We start from the raw sequence: 16725 nt of genomic DNA, 5'->3' as shown, positions 1-16725 counted from the left end.
GTAGTAGAGGATCTCTTTTTCTTGGCTTATTGGATGTATCAGAAACAATACTCGTCAGCCTCAACGATGGCCTGCGCCACGGTCTGTTGAGCTTCTTTCACATTGAAAGGCTGGATCTTGCTGAATCTCTTGATACCCAAGAGCATCATACGCTGCTCATCCCCCTCGGCAAAGCTCATGATCGCTTCACGTCCTGATCTTCTGACTATCTCAGAGGCCTCGTAGATATACAATCTGGCCATAGCTATCTTCTCCTTCAGATCCTCTTCAGATTGGGTCTTGAGAAGCTTCTTCACACGTAGAAGCACTGATTCCGCATTGTAGGTAGCAATCGCCATATCAGCAATGTTCATCAGGATCTCCTGCTCTTTACCCAATTGTGTCATCAGTTTCTGCACAGCAGCTCCCGCTGTCATGAGTACGGCCTTCTTGAAGTTCTTGACATACTTGGTCTCCTCTGCGAAGAGTTCACCATTATCATCCCCAAAGTCCGGAATGGACATCAATTCTTTCTGAACGGCCATGGCCGGGGTCATCAGGTCCAATTCTCCTTTCATGGCCTTCTTGAGGATCATATCCACGGTCAACATACGGTTGATCTCATTGGTCCCCTCGAAGATGCGGTTGATACGGCTATCGCGATAGGCCCGCTCGATCATGCTTTCTGCACTGTAGCCCATCCCTCCATGTATCTGTACTCCTTCATCCACACAATAATCCAGTACTTCTGAACCAGCCACTTTGAGCATGGCGCATTCTGGTGCATAGGCAGCAATTCCTTTCAAAGTCGCTTCCTGCTTGTTCATGCCTGATTCTACGCGCTCATTGATGGCATCATCGATATCCTGAGTGGCCCGATACAGGGCACTTTCAACGGCATAGGTCAAGTAGGCCTGCTTGGCCAATTTGTACCGGATAGCCCCATATTTGGAGATCGGTCGACCGAACTGATGACGTTCATTGGCATACTTCACCGAAGAGGTGATGGCGCTCTTAGATCCTCCTATGACTCCTCCAGCCAGCTTGATACGTCCGATGTTAAGTACATTGACTGCGATCTTGAATCCTTTCTGACGCTCGTAGAGCATGTTCTCCACCGGTACTTTGCAATCATTGAAGAAGACCTGTCGGGTAGAAGACCCCTTGATCCCCATCTTCTTCTCCTCTGGATTGAAGCTGATCCCTTCGAAACTGCGTTCCACAATGAATGCGGTCAGATTCTCATCGTCATCTATCTTGGCAAAGACGATGAAGACATCGGCAAATCCAGCGTTGGTGATCCACATTTTCTGACCATTGAGCAGGTAGTGCTTCCCGTCTTCGGTGAGAACGGCCTTGGTCTTAGCACTATTGGCATCGGACCCTGAGCTGGGCTCAGTGAGGCAATATGCCCCTTTCCACTCGCCAGTCGCCAGTTTAGGCACGTACTTCTGCTTCTGCTCATCATTTCCGTAGTAGAGGATAGGCAGTGTCCCTATGCCTGTGTGGGCTCCATGGGCCACAGAGAAAGAGAATCCATGACCGATGGACTCAGTGCTGAGCATGGTGGTCTTGAAATCCATACCCATGCCGTTCAATTCTTCAGGAATGGAGATGCCGAGTATGCCTAATTCTCCCGCTTTTTCCAGAAGAGAAGGCATTAGACCTTCTTCCATCGCATCGATACGTTCGATGTTTGGGATGATCTCCTGATTGATGAAGTCTTCACAACTCTGACGGATCATGTTGTGCTCTTCACCGAATTCCTCTGGGATGAAGATATCCTCAGGACGTGTGTCCTCGATAAGGAACGAACCTCCGGTGGCTAATTTTTTCTTTTGTTCTGCTGTTTCCATGTTTTCTAGGGATAAGATCAATTCAATAATTCATAGACTCCGGCAGCGCCTTGACCCGTGCCTACACACATGGTCACGATACCGTATTTCTGATTTCTTCTGCGCATCTCATTGAAGAGTTGTACGCTCAGTTTGGCTCCGGTGCAGCCCAGAGGGTGACCAAGGGCGATGGCACCTCCATTGACATTCACCTTCTCAGGGTCGAGGTCCAACTCACGCATCACCGCCACAGATTGTGAGGCAAAGGCCTCATTCAGCTCATAGAGATCGATATCGGAGGCTTTCAGACCTGCCTTCTCGATGGCCTTGGGCACGGCATACATCGGCCCCATGCCCATGATGCGAGGCTCTAACCCGGAGACATGATAGCTCTTGAGCTGAGCGATAGGTTCTACATCGAGTTCTTTGAGCATGCGCTCAGATACCACGAGGGTGAAAGCAGCTCCATCGGAAGTCTGTGAGGCATTTCCGGCAGTCACTGTTCCCTTAGCATCGAATACTGGACGGAGTTTGGCCAAGGCTTCCAAGCTGGTGTCCTTCCTTACTCCTTCATCGGTATCTACTGTATAAGTGCGCTCTTGGCGTTTGTCGTCCTTGACGAACACCTCTGTCACCTCAATAGGCACGATGTCTTCTTTGAACCGGCCATTGACCAGCGCATCTGCAGCGCGCATCTGGGAATGATAAGCGAATTCATCCTGTTCACCTCGAGTAACATTGTACTCTTTAGCGACCGCTTCTGCAGTGAGGCCCATACCCCAATACCAATCTGGATGTTCCTTGGCCACTTTGGGATTGGGGACCAATCTCCATCCTCCGAAGGGGATAGGTGTCATAGTCTCCACTCCACCTGCGATGATGCAGTCTGACATGCCACTGTGGATCTTTGCACTGGCGATGGCGATGGTCTCCAGTCCAGAAGAGCAATAGCGATTGACCGTCATACCTGGGACCTTCTCTGTATTCAATCCCATGAGTGAGATCATGCGACCCACGTTGAGTCCTTGCTCGGCCTCCGGGGTGGCATTGCCCACGATGACATCGTCAATACGCTCATGGTCCAGCTGAGGTAGCTCGGACATGATGTGCTGGATGACCTTGGCACCGAGATCGTCAGCGCGCATATGCTTGAAGAGACCTCTGGGGGCTTTTCCTACTGCGCTGCGATATGCTTTGATGATATATGCGTCCATTATTGATTCAATTTTTAATGACCTGGATTCAAGGACCCGATCAGTTGCGTAATACTTTACCTGTGGTGATGATGCTCTGGAGTCTTTCCAGGGTCTTGCGCTCTGCGCAGAGCTCCAAGAACTTTCTGCGTTCGAGATCGAGCAGGTATTTCTCACTCACTTCAGTGCGTGTAGTGAAATCTCCTCCGGCCAATACGAATCCTAATTTCTCAGAGATCAGCTGGTCATGATCGGAGATGTAATTCCCACTCCTCATGCTATCCGCACCTACATAGACCACGCCTAAAGCCTCATTTCCAAGCACCTCGATATCCTTGCGAGGTGGGGGAGCGGTATATCCCTCATCGGCCATCAGTTGACAGGCCTCTTTGGCAATGCTCAATTGGTGCTCGCGTGAGACCACTACCTCATCCTGGCCTCTTCGCATATATCCCAACTCGAAGGCTTCTTCACCACTGGTAGACACCTTGGCCTGACCGATGGTCAAGAACCGGTTGCGGAACTGGTTGATGCGCATGTCACCATCATGTAGCTCATCGGCCAATCTGAGGGCGAATTCTTTCGTGCCACCACCACCAGGGATGAGTCCTACACCGAATTCTACCAGCCCCATATAGGTCTCTGCATGAGCGACCACCTTGTCCACATGCAGGCATATCTCGCAGCCACCACCTAGCGTCAGTCCATGAGGAGCTGCTACTACGGGGATATTGCAATGCCTCAATCGGGTCGTAGTCTGTTGGAACATCTTCACTGCGATATCCAACTCATCGAATTCCTGCTCTACAGCCAACATGAATATCATACCCACATTGGCACCCGCAGAGAAGTTCTGTCCTTCGTTGCTGATGACCAGTCCGCGATAATCCTTCTCGGCCATGTCGACCGCCTTGTTGAGTCCCTGCAATACCTCTCCACCGATGGTATTCATCTTAGTATGGAACTCGATATTGATGATGCCGTCACCCAGATCCTTTATCGTGGTTCCGGAATTGCTCCAGAGTATTTTGTCATCTGTGATATTGGCGAGTGAGATGATATTCTCTTGACCCGGGATGTCCTTGTAGCTCTTAGAAGGGATGTCATAATACTGACGCACTCCGTCCTGCAATCGGTAGAAGGAATCGATTCCTGCATCCAGCATTTCCTGTACCCAGGCAGAGGCGCTCAGTCCTTCATTGCTCAGTCCTTCCAGACCGGCCTTGACACCTACAGCATCCCAACTCTCAAAGGCACCGATCTCCCATCCGAATCCAGCCTTCAAGGCATCATCGATGCGGTAGAGTTCATCCGATATCTCCGGGATACGGTTGGATACATAGGCGAATAGGGCATGGAACTGTCTGCGATAAAATTCTCCTGCTTTGTCTTTTCCTGAATAGAGAACCGCAGTGCGCTTTGCCAGATCATCCACTTGTTTGGCGGCTTCCAAGGTGGCGAACTTGACCTTGTTCTGAGGGCGGTAGTCCTTCGTTTCGATGTCGAAGACGAGGATCTGGCTTTTCCCTTTCTCGTCTTTTACCTTTTTGTAGAATCCCTGTCCCGACTTGGAGCCCAACCAGTTATTATCAGCGAGATATTGTACGTAGTCCGGAATCTCGAAGACCTCTCTACGCTCATCATCCGGGCAGTTCTCCTTAACCCCGTTGGCCACATGGATAAGGGTATCGAGCCCGACCACATCACACGTGCGGAAGGTGGCTGATTTAGGACGGCCCATGGCCGGCCCGGTAAGTTTATCGACCTCTTCTACTGTCAGACCCATCTCCGGCATCAGATGGAAAAGGGCCTGTATCCCGAATACCCCTACTCGGTTGGCGATGAAGGCCGGTGTGTCTTTACAGAGCACGGTCTTCTTACCCAAGAATCTAGCTCCATAGTCCATCAGGAAATCGATGATGGCCGGATCGGTCTTCTCCGAAGGGATGATCTCTAGGAGTTTGAGGTAGCGTGGAGGGTTGAAGAAGTGCGTCCCGCAGAAGTGCTTCACAAAATCATCACTACGTCCCTCTATGAGCATATGGATAGGGATGCCCGAGGTATTTGTGGTGATCAAGGTGCCCGGCTTGCGATACTTTTCAACCTGCTCGAAGACTATCTGTTTGATATCCAATCGCTCGACCACCACTTCGATGATCCAATCGCAATCCGCGATGCGGTGCATGTCATCCTCGAAGTTGCCGGTGCTGATGCGCGAGGCAAATGATTTACTATAAATGGGAGAGGGGTTGCTCTTCAACGCGGTCTGAAGCGCATCATTGACCAACCTGTTGCGCACCTGAGGGCTTTCGAGACTCAGTCCCTTAGCCTCTTCTTTCTCATTTAGTTCTCGCGGTACGATATCGAGAAGGAGCACCTCTACACCGATATTGGCGAAATGACAGGCGATGCGGGATCCCATGACCCCTGAGCCCAATACTGCGACCTTATCTATGATTCGATTCATTGTTCTTGGTTTGAGATGTTTTGGAAGACATCTTCCTGATTGAGGATGAACTGCATTTTTTTCATGACTTCGAAGAACACATCCAGTTTTTCAGGTTCGATCTGTTCTCTGATGACATGATTGAGCTGGAGAACGCTCTGTCTGGACTTCTCGCGCATGGCCATGCCCAGATCACTCAAGAATATACGTACCATACGGCCGTCCTTCTTGTCTTTCTTACGGATGATCAGGCCTTGGTCCTCCATGCGTTTCAAGGTTCTGCTAAGACTGGTGCTTTCCATACCCATCTTGGGTCCCAAACTGGTAGAGGGGGTTCCTTCCTTATCAATATTGAGAAGCACATATCCGATGGACATGGTGCCTTTGTATTTGCTGGCTTCCGCATTGTACATACGTGAGATGGATGCCCATACATATCTCAGATGATAGTCGACCGTTTCTTCTGCGTGCATAGTACAAAAATAGAAAATAAAGTATGCACGCATAATAAAATCGATGAACGGGATTTCTCGGCATATTGCGAAAGTGAAATCAGCGACCAAAGGCAATATTTGGAAGACCCTGGGTCCAGGAATCCTCTTCGCCAGCACAGCCATAGGGGTGAGCCATCTGGTACAGAGCACACGTGCAGGAGCATTCTATGGATTCGGACTGCTTTGGGCGGTGGTGTTGGCCAACCTCATGAAATATCCATTCTTCGAATTCGGTTCGCGTTATGCCAATGCGACTGGAACTTCTTTACTGGATGGGTATCATCGACTGGGAAAATGGGTCCTGTGGACCTATGCGCTCATAACCTTAGGGAGTATGTTCTTTGTCTCGGCCGCAGTGACTGCAGTGACCAGTGGCTTCTTAGATAATCTCTTTGCTATCTCTCAACATACGGGAGTGGATCTGGCGATCATTTCAGCACTGATCCTGCTTGTATGTGCTATCATTTTGAGTCGGGGTCGTTTTTCGGTATTGGACTCCTTGATCAAAGTGATAGCCAGTGTCCTGCTCTTGACTACTGTGGTCGCATTTGTGCTCACACTTGCCCATGGCCCGGTAGCTCAGGACATCTCTCTGGAGTTCATCCTTCCTGAAGATGCCATCGGTATCGCTTTCCTTATCGCATTAATGGGTTGGATGCCCACTGCAGTGGATCTCAGTACCTGGAACAGCCTATGGACGGTGGCCCGTATCCGACAGACCGGTTATCGTCCGGCCTTGAAGGAGACCTTGTTCGATTTCAATCTGGGCTATGTGATCTCGGCTCTATTAGCCCTTTGTTTCATCACGATGGGCTCTTATCTATTCTACGATACAGGCACAGAATTGTCTACCAGTGGTGCTGGATTTGCCCATCAGGTGATCACGATGTATACCTCGACTATCGGTGAGTGGAGCTATATCATCGTGGCCTCTGCCGGTTTTGCCATCATGTTCGGCACCAGTATCGCAGTGCTCGATGGCTATGCACGTGCCATGGACCATACGGCCCATCTACTTCTACATGGGCCTGAGGGATCGGGTGAACGCTCGAAGACCTATGGTCGCACCTTATGGATACTCGTGCTAGGCACCTTTGGTATCATCTACTTCTTGGGCACTTCCATCCCTGATCTGGTAGACCTGGCCACGACCATATCCTTCCTGATCGCTCCCTTCATAGCTATCGTAAATCTGATCCTGGTGCATCGGCCCTTTGTGGCGGCAGAGTTCGTTCCCCCGCTCTGGCTGCGCCTACTGGCTTTCTGTGGTGTGCTCTTTTTGACAGGGTTCAGCCTGTTCTTCCTTACTCGGTGAGACTGTCCTTGAGCTGCTCGAAGTTCATTTCGTAGAAGGTGCCCGGTCCATCCATGCGTTTCAGTTCCCCATTGAGCTGTTCACTCAGGGATTCCATGAGTGTGGTGCCGAGTGAATCCTGCTCGGTATCGCTCAGATCCACAGGCATACCGACCCCATTGTCACCGATGATGAGTTTGAACTTCTTACCGGGTTCGATGGCTGTGAGGTGGATCTTGAAGATTCCGCTTCTCCCATCAGGGAAGGCGTATTTCATGGCATTGGAGCTGATCTCATTGATGATCAATCCCAGCGGGGTGAGCGTATCCAGGTTCAATTTCTCCACCTGTATATCCAAGTCTAAGGTCACATTGTTGCTCAGATCATAGGTATTGATGATATCTGTACACAGATCGCGGATATAATCCGGGATATTGATGTTGGCCAGATTCTCGGTCTTGTACATGCGCTCATGTATCATAGCCATCGACATCACCCGATTCTGAGATTCATCCAGTGCCCATAAGGCCTCTTCATCTTTCACATAATGGGATTGGAGCCGGAGCAGCGAGTTGACGATCTGTAGATTGTTCTTGACCCTGTGATGGATCTCTTGGAGCAGGATGGCCTTCTCATCTCTCTCTTTGGCAATCTGTGCCGTACGTAGTTTGACCCGCTTCTCCAGTTTCCTGTTGACGGAACGCACCCTTCGCAATCTATATTGATTGAAAAGGAAGACCATCAGTGCAAAGAAGATGACCAAGAGGGCTTTGAACCAATTGGTCTGATAGAAGGCGGGAATGATAGAAAGATAGATCTGAGAGGGTTCTTCAGACCATCTTCCGTCATTATTAGCCGCTTTGACCTGTAGCTGATAATCCCCAGGGGGCAATTCTGAGAAGGTGACATATCTACGGTCTCCGATAAAGGTCCACTCATCAGTAAGACCCGCCAAGCGATAGGCATACGTATTCTTCTCAGGTCTCCTATAGTTCAGCCCGCTGAATCCCAGCGTAATAAGAGACATCTCAGGTCGAAGTTCGATGGTCTCGATCTCATGCACCAGATTGCGACTCAGATCCGGGTCATACTGGTTCTGCTTGGAATCGAAGACCTGCATCTGTGTGAAATATACCTTAGGCAGAACACTGTTGGTCTCGATATCCTGATAGCGAATGATGTCCAGACCTTGGCGTCCACCAAAGAATATCTCACCTCGCCTTGAACTGAGACCGGAAGAGGGAAGGAAAGTCTGATTGCCAAGTCCATCGATCTCGTTGTAGTTGATGAAGTTCTCGTTCTCGATGTCCAATACGGAGATTCCGTTGTTAGTGGTCATCCACAGTCTGCCTTGATGGTCTGAGCGTATATCATAGACCACATTATTGGCCAGTCCATTCTCGGTGGTGTAGAATTGCACTTGGTCGGTCAGCAGGTCGATCTTATTCACACCTCCGCCTTTGGTCCCGACCCACAGAACAGCCGAATCGAAATAGATACAGAGGACCTTGTCACTGCTGAGCATGCGACTAGAGTCCTGCCGCACTGCGTAATCGGTGAATGTCCCGTCTTCGATACTGTAGCGCTGGACACCCTCTGAGGCGGTTCCTATCCACATGGCCTCTGTGCCCTGTTTCTGAAGGTCGACTATGCGATTATCTGCCAGACCACCTTTGCTGGCTGGAGCATATTGGATGCGCGTAAGACTGTCGGTCACGGTAGAATATATGTTGATACCGCTTCCCTGGGTGCCTATCCACAAATCATCGCCACACCACTCCAAAGATGCGATGCGGTCATCGATCAAGCCCGTACCGTCTGCTCGTCTTCTCAAGGTGGTCACCTCTCCGTTCGTACGGTCTATCAGCACTACTCCATCCCGATCTGTGCCCACCGCCAAGAGTTCGTCACGGGAGAGAATGCACTTGACACTCTTACCATTCAGTTCTTCAGGAATAGCTGTGCGTATACCTGAAATAGTGGTCGCGTCACGCAGTATACCGATACCGGCTTCGGTCCCTAACCAGAATTCTCCCAATGATACCTGCTCGATACAATTAACGATGTCCGAAGGGAAGACCGTTCTCCCGAGATTCTCATTATCGTAATGGAAGATCTGCTGTTGCTCCCTATAGTAGAGATTCACACCTCCGCTATAGGTCCCTATCCAAAGGATGTCCGTGCTGTCCTCATGGATATAGTTGATATTATCATCGGAGATACTCGTATTGTTCTGCTCATCATGGATGTGTAGGATGGGCTCACTTCTTCCTTTGAGATAATGATACAGTCCAGAATTGGTCCCTATCCAGAGGTCGCCTTGCTTGTCGGTCCGGCAGGCGGTGATCTTCATATCGGCCACTTGGGTGTAGACAGACGGAGTGAGCAGACTGTCCTGAAGAACGAAAACACCTTGATTTGTGCCTACCAGTAGTTCCCCTTGTGGACCACTGCCTATGCATTGGATCACCTGTCCATATCGACTCAGATCACCTGGTACATCGAAGTGGTCGAAGCTTTCATCAGAAACATTCCATCGGTTGAGCCCTTGATTGGTCCCGATCCATAGCGTACCTGAGCTATCGGTATAGAGTGCATTGACAGAATTATTGGAAAGAGAGAAAGGGTCATCCACCTCTGATTTGTACTTGGTGAAAGAACTATCCGCGGTGCTGTAACGATTGAGTCCATTGGCTGTACCGATCCAGAGCCTATCATCGGCATCCAGGGTCATACACCAGACTGTATTTGAGCTCAGGCTACCTGGGTCATGGAAGTCGAATTTGTGGGTCTTGAAATCCATACGCTCGGCAAAGAGCAGATTGAGCCCCTGATCGGTCCCTACCCATAGATTCCCATTCGAGTCTTCTTGGATCGCATTGACCGAGTTGTTGCTCAAGCTGCGTTCATCGAGTGGATCTTCTCTGAAGATGATGCATTCATATCCATCGTAGCGATTCAGTCCATCATCTGTTCCGACCCAGATGAAGCCTAGACGGTCTTCATAGATGCAATACGCTGTGGCTTGAGAAAGCCCATCCCGCACACCCAGGTGATCGAACTGGATCTCCAGTCCTTGTGCGTGATACTCTGAGCATACCGACACCCAGAGTACGGATAGGAAAATGACAAAGGATTTCAATCGAAGAACACGCATATCGGTCAAGCTCGGGTGAATATAGATAAGTAAGCGATCACATCTCAGAGTTACGTACTGATGATAGCCATAATCCTACCTTTGGACTCCCAAATAAAAAACTGATAGATCGTATCATGTCCAACGAATATTTCACTCCTCCCGTAGCAGTCAATGAGCCCGTACTCTCATACGCCCCTGGAAGTCCAGAGCGCAAAGAATTATTGAAGACCTACCGGGCCATGAAGAAGAAGCCTATCGAGGCACCTTTATACATCGGTGCTGAAGAGGTGAAGACCGGTAAGACCGCCAAGATGACTGCGCCCCATGATCACAAATTGGTTCTAGGAAAGTATCACAAAGCGGAAAAGAAGCACGTCACTGCAGCAATTCGCGCTGCACTGAAAGCACGCTCGGCCTGGGCAAATATGCCTTGGCAAGAACGGGCAGCGATATTCCTGAAAGCCGCAGATCTACTGGCGGGTCCGTTCAGAGCGAGAATGAATGCCGCCAGCATGCTAGCTCAAAGCAAGAATGCCTATCAGGCAGAGATAGATGCGGCTTGTGAAATGGCCGATTTCTTCCGATTTAATGTGCAGTACATGACGGATATATATTCCGAACAGCCTGAGTCAGCACCCGGAGTTTGGAATCGCATGGATTACCGACCCTTGGAAGGATTTGTCTTTGCGCTTTCACCATTCAATTTCACTTCTATCGCAGCCAATCTGAGTGCAGCTCCGGCCATGATGGGCAATGTGGTGGTCTGGAAACCGGCCGACTCTCAGATCTATTCGGCACAGGTGATCATGGAGCTCTTCCAAGCAGCTGGTCTTCCGGATGGAGTGGTCAATCTGATCTATGGAGATGGGCCTATGATCGGTGATGTGGTCTTCTCTCATGCCGATTTTGCGGGACTCCATTTCACAGGTTCTACTGGAGTGTTCAGACACCTTTGGAAGACCATTGGGGATAATATCGCTACCTATCGCTCATATCCTCGTATCGTAGGTGAGACCGGAGGGAAGGACTTCATCGTAGCGCATCCGAGTGCTGATGTGGACGAAGTGGCCACAGCCATCTCCAGAGGCGCCTTCGAATTCCAAGGGCAGAAGTGCAGTGCGGCCTCAAGGGTGTATCTGCCTTCCAACACAGCCGATGCGATCCTCAAACGGGTGGTCAAGGATGTGAAGTCCTTCAAGATGGGTTCACCTGAGGATTTCGGCAATTTCATCAATGCCGTCATCGATAAGAAGGCCTTCAAAAAGATCAGCTCCTTTATCGACTATGCCAAGAAATCCAAAAAGGCAGAGATACTTGTAGGGGGGACCTATGATGACTCCAAAGGCTACTTTATCAAACCTACTGTCATCCGTACCGAGGATCCTCGATTCAAGACCATGTGCGAAGAGATATTCGGACCGGTAGTGACGGTCTATGTCTATGATGAGAAAGACTGGAAGAAGACCCTAGATCTGGTAGACAAGACAGGCGAGTATGCACTGACCGGTGCTATCTTCTCCAATGACCGCTATGCCATCGCTGAGGCGACCAGTATATTGGAGAATGCGGCAGGTAATTTCTATATCAATGACAAGCCTACCGGAGCGGTAGTCGGTCAACAACCCTTTGGAGGAGCTAGAGGATCGGGTACCAATGATAAGGCCGGTTCGTATCTGAATCTACTCCGATGGGTCAATGCCCGGACCATCAAGGAGACCTTTGTCCCTTCTACGGATTATCGCTATCCGTTCTTGGAGAAGTGAGCTAGGCTCACAAGAAGTGATTGAAGAATAGGGTCGCCTTTGGGTGGCCCTATTCTTATTTTCGTCCTATATCAATCCTAGCATCCATGCGTCTGCTCTTGCTTCTTCTGTCCTTCCTATGTGTCACCATGTCATATGCGCAGCCTGAACGCTGGGGGTGCCATCAGACCCACAAGCACATTCGCCCCAAGGTCTTGACCGATGCGCAGAAGAACCTGCTGAACGAGAGCAATCAGCGGAGCGACACCTTCAATCTGCTACACTATGAGATACATATCGATATCACGGATTATGATGGAGAATACATCAAGGCCAATACGGTGATCGATGTACGTCCGCGTATGGATGGGGTGAATGTGATCAACCTGGATCTCTATGCCTTGACCGTGGATAGCGTGACCTACAATGGGGAGCTAATCGATTTCGATCACGTACCCAATGTCATCGAAGGACAGAATCTGAGCATACAACTTCCTGAGACTACCATCATCGATCAGGACTTCGAGTTGAATATCTGGTATCAGGGACAGCCTCATCAGGATCCTCAGTGGGGAGGTTTCTACTTCGAGAACAACTACATCTACAATCTGGGAATAGGCCTGAGCACCATCCCACCGAATTTCGGGAAGGTCTGGTATCCGTGCTTCGACACCTTCGTAGAGCGGGCGACCTATGATTTCTATGTACTATCCGATGACGGCTTCATACCTCGATGTCAGGGAGAACTGATGAGTGAGACCACTTTGGAAGGAGATAGCATACTCAGTCATTACCACCTTTCCATTCCCATTCCTACCTATCTGAGTGCGATTGCTGCATCAGACTATGTGACCATAGCCTATGATCATGAGGGTGCCTATGGAACCATCCCTGTGGAGCTCAAATGCAAAGCAGCCCAAGAGGAGTCCATGGAGACCCGTTTTCAGAATCTTCCCAGCGCCATCGATGCATTGGAATACTGGTTTGGACCGTATATCTGGAACAAAGTGGGCTATGTCATGACCACTGTAGGAGCAATGGAACATGCGACCAATATCGCCTATCCACAGACCATGATGAGCCAGAACACCGTAGCCAATGATGGTCTGCTCTCCCACGAGCTCGGTCATCTCTGGTGGGGGGATATGACGTCACCTGATATCCATAATAATATGTGGCTCAAAGAAGGGCATGCAGAATATAGCCAACATCTCATGCGGGAATGGCACTCAGGCACAGAAGCCTTCGTTGCTGAAGTCAAGGACAACCAGCATTTCGTGCTGGAAAGCGCTCATGTGGATGATGGAGGGTTCTTTCCCCTTTCCCCCATTCCGGATGAGGTGATCTATGGACGACACACCTATTACAAAGGAGCGGCACAGGTGCATACCTTGAGGGGATATCTGGGGGATAGTCTGTTCAGAGCAGGTACACAAGCCGTGTTGGATTCATTCTACCTGGGTCATTTCAGTCCTGAGCAATACCGTTCTGCTTTGAGCAATTCTACGGGGGTGGATATGACCGATTTCTTTGAAGACCACATTTACGCACCTGGCTTCAGCACCTTTGTAATCGATTCTGCCTTCAGCGGTCCGGTAGGGAATGAGTGGGTCACTACATTCTACGTCCAACAGAAACTGAGAGAGGCTCCGCAATTCCATGATAATGTTCCTCTGGATTTCACCTTCTTGGATGCGGATTGGCAGAAGCATTCCTATACGGTCACTGTGAGCGGGGAATTCGACCAGGTCACCGTAGTCACCCCTTTTGAACCACTGCACTGGATGCTCAATGGCGAGAATCGTATCAATCAAGCCCGCATGGACTATGAGGAGGTCTTGACAGAGACCACCCTGACCGTGACCCTGCCTTGGGTGGATATGAAACTCAAGGTATTGGACATTGGAGATTCCGCATTCTACCGAGCTGAGCATCACTGGGTAGGTCCGGATGATCATCTGATGGATGAGGATGTATTGGACCTTTCGAACACCCACTACTGGACCGTAGGAGGATTATGGAGCGAAGGCTTGAGTCTGCAAGGCAGATTCTTCTATACTGGTATAGAAGACTACCATTTGGACTATGATCTGGTTGGAGATACCGAGGCGGCCATAGGACTGGCCTATCGGGAAGACAGCAGTGACCCCTGGTCCATCTATACTTGGTATACCCTACAAGCGGGAAGTGACAATGGCAACGGACAGATCAAGGTGGATTCATTGATCGCGGGTGAATATGCATTCGCCAATATCGAATTGAATGTGGGACTGAGCGAATGGGAAGACGAGACGCTCTTCGAAATCTTTCCCAACCCGGCCACTGATCGATTGCACCTGCGTACCGAATTGACCGGTCAATTCGATCTGAGCATCATCGACATGAGTGGAAAGGTGCATTTCCGCGAGAAACGGATGATCGATAGAGGGCAAGAATCGATTCTCGATGTTTCAGGTCTTTCAGCAGGAGCCTACAGCCTGGAATTCCGCAGCGGCAATGGACGCTTGGTAGAGAATACCTCTTTTATCAAGAACTAAGGTTCAAGCGATCGGATGAAATCCGATGTTGATCTTCTTCTTTTTCTGAGAGTATTTGTCCTTTTCGAAGATATAGACCTGCGGTCTGCGACCCATCTGGCCTTTCATGGCACGCAGTTCGCCCACAGGTTTGATCAGACCTGAAGTCATCAGTTGTCTCCTGAAATTGGGTGCGTCCAGCTTCTCTTGGAATGCCACTTCATAGATATCCAATACTTCTTTCAGAATGAATTCCTTGGGAAGCATCTCGAACACGGTCGCGTGACGGAGAAGCCCTTTCTTGAAGCGGTGAATCGCTACCTTCAGGATCTTGTCATGGTCATAGGAGAGGGGCGGAGCTTTATAGATATCGTGCCACTCCAATCGCTCATCCGTAGCAATGGTGTCATAGGTGACCAGACCATAGTAGGCTACTGTCACCACTCTGCCCATCGGATGGCGGCCTAGTTCGGTGAAAGCTCGCAATTGCTTACGATAGAAATCGGAACGACCCAATCTGGATTCAGCCAGTCGATTGAGACTCTGCTTGGTGTCTTCAGAAGGCTGGATGAGTTGACCGATCAAGGCCATTTCTTGAGAAGCACCCGACTCTTCCTTCTTCTGCAAAAGGACTTTGATACGGCCTTCGTGATAGGTGAATAGCACCAAGTCGATGGAGAAAGCGGCATTGAAGAACAGCCCGATATCCTCAGATACAGTTTGATTCATAGCACTACAAAGATAGTGTTAAATGGACACTAAGGCCACTCCGGTCAGTCGATTCTTGTGATATCGGCTCCGATAGCCTGAAGTCGCGTATCGATATTCTGATATCCTCTATCGATCTGATTCACATTGTGGATCGTACTTTCTCCTTGAGCTGACAAGGCAGCGATGAGTAGCGATACACCGGCCCTGATATCGGGAGAAGTCATCTCGATCCCTCGTAGTTGACTCTGCTTATCCAATCCGATCACAGTCGCTCTATGCGGATCACAGAGGATGATGCGCGCGCCCATGTCTATGAGCTTGTCCACGAAGAACAATCTGCTCTCGAACATCTTCTGATGGATCAAGACCGAGCCTCTGGCCTGCACGGCCGTGACCAGTACGATACTTAAGAGGTCTGGAGTGAATCCGGGCCAGGGTGCATCTGCGACCGTAAGCAAGGAGCCGTCTATATAGGTATCGATCTCATAATGATCCTGTGCAGGGATGAACAGGTCATCGCCTTTCAGGTCCATCTGTATGCCTAGGCGTCTGAAGACATTGGGTATCTGCCCGAGTTGATCGTACTTGACATCCTTGATAGTGATCTCACTACCGGTCATGGCGGCCATTCCAATGAATGAGCCTATCTCGATCATATCAGGTAGACAGGTATGCTCGCATCCTCCCAGATAATCCACTCCTTCTATAGATAGAAGGTTGGATCCCAGTCCGCTTATCTTGCCTCCCATGGAGTTGATCATCCTGCACAATTGCTGGATATAGGGTTCACAGGCTGCATTGTAGATCTGTGTAGTCCCTTCGGCCATGCTCGCGGCCATGATGATGTTGGCCGTACCTGTTACCGAGGCTTCATCCAGGAGCATGTAGGTCCCTTTCAGTTTCTTGCCTTCTGCTTCTGCCTTGTAGAAATGCTCTTTACGATCGTAGGTGAAGGTGGCTCCCAATCGTTCGAATCCGATGAAGTGTGTATCCAGTCTCCTGCGACCTATCTTATCTCCACCCGGCTTGGGTATGTAGCCTTTTCCGAAACGTGCGAGAAGTGGTCCTACGATCATGATGGACCCTCTCAGGGCTCCTCCTTTGACCTTGAATTCCTCTGAATGCAGGTAATCGATATCGACCTCCTCTGCCTTGAAGCGATAGCTTCCCTGAGCGAGTTTGGTGACCTCAACGCCTAATGCATCGAGAAGACTGATGAGTTTGTTGACATCAACAATGTCAGGAATGTTGTGTACTGTGACTTCTTCAGGAGTGAGTAGTACGGCTGATAGTATCTGTAGGACTTCATTCTTGGCACCCTGAGGAGTGATCTCCCCTTTCAATTGACGCCCTCCTACAACTTTGAATGAACCCAT

Annotated in this window: 10 protein-coding genes; 3 read left to right on the top strand and 7 right to left on the bottom strand. The window is 49.8% G+C overall.

Going from position 1 to position 16725, the window contains the following annotated elements:
- Positions 1-38: 38 nt before the first annotated feature.
- Genes HKN79_02690 through HKN79_02675 form a run of 4 tightly spaced genes read right to left on the bottom strand, consistent with a single transcriptional unit; the run spans position 39 to position 5926 of the window.
- The gene (locus HKN79_02690) at positions 39-1835 is read right to left on the bottom strand and encodes an acyl-CoA dehydrogenase (GenBank protein ID NNC82457.1); all 1797 of its coding nucleotides are present in this window, start codon (positions 1833-1835) and stop codon (positions 39-41) included.
- A gap of 17 nt (positions 1836-1852) precedes the next feature.
- Entirely contained in the window at positions 1853-3028 is a 1176-nt protein-coding gene (locus HKN79_02685; GenBank protein NNC82456.1) for a thiolase family protein, read from the bottom strand.
- A gap of 40 nt (positions 3029-3068) precedes the next feature.
- Positions 3069-5474, bottom strand: a complete 2406-nt coding sequence (locus tag HKN79_02680; GenBank protein NNC82455.1) for a 3-hydroxyacyl-CoA dehydrogenase/enoyl-CoA hydratase family protein — start codon at positions 5472-5474, stop codon at positions 3069-3071.
- The gene (locus HKN79_02675; GenBank protein NNC82454.1) at positions 5471-5926 is read right to left on the bottom strand and encodes a MarR family transcriptional regulator; all 456 of its coding nucleotides are present in this window, start codon (positions 5924-5926) and stop codon (positions 5471-5473) included. The genes HKN79_02680 and HKN79_02675 overlap by 4 nt, the downstream gene beginning before the upstream one ends.
- A 43-nt stretch (positions 5927-5969) precedes the next feature.
- Here HKN79_02675 and HKN79_02670 point away from each other — a divergent pair, with 43 nt between their 5' ends.
- Entirely contained in the window at positions 5970-7262 is a 1293-nt protein-coding gene (locus HKN79_02670; GenBank protein NNC82453.1) for an Nramp family divalent metal transporter, read from the top strand.
- Here the strand turns inward: HKN79_02670 and HKN79_02665 are convergent.
- The gene (locus tag HKN79_02665; GenBank protein ID NNC82452.1) at positions 7252-10398 is read right to left on the bottom strand and encodes a hypothetical protein; all 3147 of its coding nucleotides are present in this window, start codon (positions 10396-10398) and stop codon (positions 7252-7254) included. The two genes, HKN79_02670 and HKN79_02665, sit on opposite strands and share 11 nt — an antisense overlap.
- A gap of 116 nt (positions 10399-10514) precedes the next feature.
- Between HKN79_02665 and pruA the strand changes: the two genes are divergently transcribed.
- Together pruA and HKN79_02655 are read left to right on the top strand one after the other, a co-directional pair.
- Positions 10515-12143 carry an L-glutamate gamma-semialdehyde dehydrogenase gene (gene pruA / locus HKN79_02660; GenBank protein ID NNC82451.1) on the top strand — a complete coding sequence of 543 codons (1629 nt, stop codon included), beginning with the start codon at positions 10515-10517 and terminating at the stop codon, positions 12141-12143.
- 86 nt (positions 12144-12229) lie between these two features.
- On the top strand, positions 12230-14659 hold the full coding sequence (locus tag HKN79_02655; protein ID NNC82450.1) for a T9SS type A sorting domain-containing protein: 2430 nt from the start codon (positions 12230-12232) through the stop codon (positions 14657-14659).
- A gap of 3 nt (positions 14660-14662) precedes the next feature.
- Here HKN79_02655 and HKN79_02650 read toward each other — a convergent pair whose 3' ends face one another.
- Together HKN79_02650 and murA are read right to left on the bottom strand one after the other, a co-directional pair.
- Positions 14663-15367 (bottom strand): hypothetical protein, encoded by a 705-nt coding sequence (locus HKN79_02650; GenBank protein NNC82449.1) that lies wholly within the window; start codon positions 15365-15367, stop codon positions 14663-14665.
- A 44-nt stretch (positions 15368-15411) separates the two neighbouring features.
- Positions 15412-16725, bottom strand: coding sequence for a UDP-N-acetylglucosamine 1-carboxyvinyltransferase (gene murA / locus HKN79_02645; GenBank protein ID NNC82448.1), 1314 nt, complete (start codon positions 16723-16725; stop codon positions 15412-15414).

The sequence above is a fragment of the Flavobacteriales bacterium genome, assembly GCA_013001705.1.
GTDB lineage: Bacteria > Bacteroidota > Bacteroidia > Flavobacteriales_D > JABDKJ01 > JABDLZ01.
The sequence above is the reverse complement of the archived record's forward strand: the minus strand, read 5'-3'. Positions and strand labels throughout refer to the sequence as shown.

Coding starts and splice junctions, on each gene's coding strand:
- HKN79_02690 (NNC82457.1), bottom strand. CDS start 1,835: ATGGAAACAGCAGAACAAAAGAAAAAATTAGCCACCGGAGGTTCGTTC.
- HKN79_02685 (NNC82456.1), bottom strand. CDS start 3,028: ATGGACGCATATATCATCAAAGCATATCGCAGCGCAGTAGGAAAAGCC.
- HKN79_02680 (NNC82455.1), bottom strand. CDS start 5,474: ATGAATCGAATCATAGATAAGGTCGCAGTATTGGGCTCAGGGGTCATG.
- HKN79_02675 (NNC82454.1), bottom strand. CDS start 5,926: ATGCACGCAGAAGAAACGGTCGACTATCATCTGAGATATGTATGGGCA.
- HKN79_02670 (NNC82453.1), top strand. CDS start 5,970: ATGAACGGGATTTCTCGGCATATTGCGAAAGTGAAATCAGCGACCAAA.
- HKN79_02665 (NNC82452.1), bottom strand. CDS start 10,398: ATGCGTGTTCTTCGATTGAAATCCTTTGTCATTTTCCTATCCGTACTC.
- pruA (NNC82451.1), top strand. CDS start 10,515: ATGTCCAACGAATATTTCACTCCTCCCGTAGCAGTCAATGAGCCCGTA.
- HKN79_02655 (NNC82450.1), top strand. CDS start 12,230: ATGCGTCTGCTCTTGCTTCTTCTGTCCTTCCTATGTGTCACCATGTCA.
- HKN79_02650 (NNC82449.1), bottom strand. CDS start 15,367: ATGAATCAAACTGTATCTGAGGATATCGGGCTGTTCTTCAATGCCGCT.
- murA (NNC82448.1), bottom strand. CDS start 16,725: ATGGGTTCATTCAAAGTTGTAGGAGGGCGTCAATTGAAAGGGGAGATC.